This window comes from Methanobrevibacter sp., assembly GCF_045577275.1.
Taxonomy (GTDB): domain Archaea; phylum Methanobacteriota; class Methanobacteria; order Methanobacteriales; family Methanobacteriaceae; genus Methanobrevibacter.
In genome coordinates, this window is the sequence record NZ_JAZNIB010000283.1 from 1 (window position 1) to 4,698 (window position 4,698).

Below are 4,698 nucleotides of genomic sequence, written 5' to 3' on the forward strand. Positions count from 1 at the left end.
TGTAGTGTCCTTGTAGATTTGAATGTTCTTATCGCTATCCTTATTGTTGATTATTGCAGAATTGCTGATGTTCAAGTCCACGTTTCTATCCAATATCGCTCCGCCACCACGGGTATTCTTTGCAGTGTTATTCTCAAACAAGCTGTTTATGATGGTTATTTTTCCTACACTGCCATCAGTCTTGCCTATTAGATTCAATGCACCTCCACCATAGGACGGATTGGTGCTGGAACTTCCTGTTGCCTTGTTTCCAATGAAACTGACATTGTCCATCAAAAAGTCCCCAATAGAGTTCTGCATAAAGATTGCTCCACCATACATAGCTTGATTGTTGATGAATTTGGTGTTTTTGATGGATTTGAAGCCATCTACATATTGCATATAGATAGCTCCACCACCAAAGGTACTGCTTTTTGCAGAATTGGAGATGAATTCACAGTCAGTGATGTTCAAGCTTGGAGGATAGCTTAAGCTTGTATAATATCCATCAGTGTAGATTACTCCTCCACTTGCATAATTACCTGACAATGCTCGATTATCCACAAAGCTTGAATTGATGAGATTAAGGTTTCCTACAGAATAAATCACCGCACCGTTTACATTCTTCACTTGGCAGTTTGTGACATAGACTGTATCTAAAGTCAAGTTACCCATATTTGTAAATGCACCACCTGAAGAAACGGTGTTGACACCATTCATAATGGTTAGATTCTTGATTGTAAGGTTTCCTTCGAATATTGAAAACATTCCTCCAGTGTATCCGTCACCATCAAATATTGTTTCATTTATTCCAGAACCAGTGATTATGAGATAGGTATAGTCTATATCAATGTCGCAGACATCATAGGTTCCTGGAAGAACGATTATTTCATGAGCGCCGAAATCTTCATCAAGAGCAAGTTGAATAGCTTTTTCTATTGTTCTGACAGGAGCATCTTTAGAACCGTTTCTATCATCATTACCATCAACAGAAACGAAAATTACTCCTTTATAATTATTGATTTCAAATATTATATGATAAATTTCATTGTCTGTCTTTATATCAAGTGCACTGTAGGTGAAATTGTCTCCAAGCCCTTGGTCATCAATGACAGTGAATATTGTATTTGCCTTTCCATTTGCAATCTTCATATAATTTGGATAAGCGTTACCTCCAGTTGAATTAAGCCTTAATGTAAATTCTTTTGGTATTCTGCCTCCAGACAATGCCTTTATTTCACCGCTTGTGGTGTTGACATGACTAAAGTCAATTGAAATGTTGACCTTGTTTCCAACCTTCAAAACACCTGTATCGTTCATTTCAACATATAGAATAACCCAACTGTCTATTGTGATGTTGGATCCATTTACAACAGCTCCTGAATCGTAGAGATAATCCCCTCCGATTTCATTGTCACCGAATGGATTGTTTACTCCCCACCAATTGTTGTCTGCAATTGCTACACCTTGCACTAATCCTGAACTGCTTGAACTATAGGTGCGTGTTGCAATTGAAAGGTCATTTACAATTGAACTGTAGGAAATGTTCAAGACTCCTTTTGCCACATAGATTGCAGGTGCCACTTCATCTGTTGCTGTATTGTTTTCTATTATGCATGACCTTATAGTGATGACGTTTCCTTCATCATTAGAGCCTTCCTCTATTTTAATGGCTGCTGAATCCTTTTTGGCTGAACTGTTTGCAATTATACAATTCTCAATATATGCAGTAGCATTATAGAAGCCAATTGCTCCAGGATAATATGCAGCAGAGTTGTTTATGAAGTTTGTATCCTTGATTGTGATGTTGGATACCCTCAAATACATTGCTCCTGCATTGTTTGCAAAATTATCCCTGAAATCAGAGCCTGTTATCTTAAGCTTTGCAAGATTAGCGGATTCGTGAATATATATTGCTCCACCTTGACTGCTTAAAGCATTGAGATTATGGAATTTGGTATTGTTTATTTCAATCCTTCCACTACCATATTCATAGTAAATGGCTCCACCATTATTTGTTACATTGATATTGTCAAAAGTACACTTGTTTATGGTCAAATCAGCATTTATCCTTGAATTAGGTTCATAAAGGTAACCATTGTCATTGATTCTGACAAGGATTGCTCCACCTCTGGTCGGTCCATTGACATTGGTGAATCTTATGTTTGTAAATGAAGCTGAATTGTTTCTGATTGAAAAGATGCTTTTATCTGCTCCATTTCCATCAATGACCACATTTCCATATCCTATAAATGCATAAATTGTTCTTTTGATGATTTCATCTTCCACATATGTGCCGTTGAGTTCAAATCCGGATTCCTTATAGGTACCGCTGTTGATGTGGATTCTGATATTGGAATTGATTCCTTTTGCAACTTCCAATGCTCTTTCAATAGTGAAGACTGCAGTTCCATTGCTTAATCCGTCATTTTCATCATTTCCTGATTTGGAAACGTAAATGTCTGTATAGCTTATTGCTTTGGCGATTTCCAGATTGAATATTAGCTCTTCATATCCTGATTTAATCTTCAATACATCGCTTCCCTCTTCAAGAGCCTTATAGAATATTGTGATTGTGCCGTTTTTTGTATAGACCTTAGCCTTATAGCTTCCCTCTTCAGTATAGATTATAGGGTTTGCATTAAGCTCTCCGATAATGGAATCCAATAGGATTTCAACATTTCCTATTCCATAACCGTCAAAGGTGTTTATTTCACCTTCCTCATTCATGTATTGATTGATGTTAATTATGATTGGATAATTCTCATTTGCAAGAAGAGCGCTTGAGTCAAAGTCAACAGCCATGATTGCCCAATTGTCTACAGTGACTCCATTTGAGACTAAAGACATGTTTACACTGGTATCTTCACCAGTGGAGTCATCATGCACAATAATTGTGCAGTTTTTAGGGTCCTGATTGGTACCCCACCAATTGTAGTTTGCAATTATGCTTGTTTCGTTGTCATTGTTTATGATGTAGTCAACGTCATTGTATAGGAATACGCTGTTTTCAACTACAGTTGGAGATTTAGCCTGAATCACAGCACTATTTACAACGACTTCAGTATCTACAGAGTTATTATAAAAGATGGAAGAGTTTATATAGGTTTTTGAGCCGCTTGAAATAGTTTCAGAACTCCAAATGATTCCACGAGGACCATTTCCGCTTAAGGAAATGTCCCTAAAGGTGGAGTTTCTTATTGCACCGTATCCCCTGTTTTCAAAAACTGCATTAAGGTTTCCGCTTATGTTGATGAAATTACAATTGTTTAGTGAAACGTTGGATAAGTTATTGTTTACATAAACAACCGCCCTTAACATAGTTTCAGAACAGTTTGCAAAGAGACAGTTGTTTATCCTTACAACTGATTCCCCAAGACATTGTATGTAGCTTGATGCAGAACTTGTAGAACCGGTGAGATCAATGAATTTGGTATTGTTGATAAGTCCTGTAGAACTTCCCATGAACCTTACATGGCCTCCTTTTCCTGCAATTGCATCAGTGAATGTACAATTGTTTATTATTAGATTGGCTCGACCTGCCATACTTAATATAGGATTGTTTGGATTTGCTGTAGTTGATGAAAATATAATGTTTTTAAAGCAAATTGTCTTGATGTTGTCTGAAGTGTATGTTAAGGCATTTGCAGTTCCGATTCTTCTGATTATTGCCCCATCATCTCCAACAAAAGTCAATGCATGTGACAATTGTGTTGATTTGTTTTGATCATAGGTTCCTGCAGATATATGGATGGTGTATCCTTCATCAGCAAGTGAAACAGCCTTTGAAATGGTCGCCACAGGATTGGACTGTGAACCGTCATTTTCATCGTCCCCTTCTACGGATACATAAATTGTATTTGAATCATCTTTAAGAGCATTATCATTTGAATAAGAGCCATCTCCTATTTTATCACTCTCAAAGCTAGAATCATCTAGATTATCAGAACTAATAGAATCAGATATGGAACCATCTACATTATCTGAACTAATAGAATCAGATATAGAATTATCCTCAAGATTAGAACTAATAGAATCAGATATGGAATCATCCAATTCTATAGTGTCAATCTCATTAGAATCCGTTGCACTTACTGCATTGAATCCTAATGATAGTATCATTACTAATACTAAACAAATAAATACAGTTTTTTCAATTTTCACGTCTTCCACCTCATATAATAAAGCATAATAAATGAACATTAAATATGAAAATTTAATAATTTTTTATAAAAATTACAAAACATCTAATGTTTATAAAAAACTATCAAATGGTGAAAATTTCCAATAAAACTAAAAAAAAAATAAAAAATTCTAGAATTTTGAGCATTAGCTCAAAAAACTAGATAATTGTTTAAATTTCTATTTTACTGTTTTAACCAAATTTAACCATTCTTATTTAATGGTAAGCTTTGCAGTCTTATTCATTGCTGCGTACATATTGTTTCCAGCAAACTTAGCGGTAAAGTTGTAGGTTCCTTTTTTGTTTAAGCTTACTTTGACAGTTGCAACACCTTTAGCATTGGTTGTAGCAGAGTAAGATTTACCGTCGACGGTAAATGTAATCTTCTTGTTAGCCACTACTTTTCCACTTGCTGCCTTAAAGGTAGCGGTTAAGGTTTTGCTTGTTGCACTTGCCTTGTAAGATTTAGCTGGAACGGTTAAGCTTCCTTTTTGTTTGCTTACAACAATCTTAGCTACGATGAATGATCCGTTGTA

General features: G+C 35.8%; 2 protein-coding genes. Both read right to left on the minus strand.

The window, feature by feature from the left end:
* The coding region (locus ACKI67_RS08250) for a DUF1565 domain-containing protein (protein ID WP_407463032.1) at positions 1-4,143 on the minus strand (4,143 nt) is incomplete at its 3' end.
* A 231-nt stretch (positions 4,144-4,374) separates the two neighbouring features.
* Positions 4,375-4,698 (minus strand): Ig-like domain-containing protein (locus tag ACKI67_RS08255; protein ID WP_407463034.1); only part of this gene is annotated, 324 nt, incomplete at its 5' end.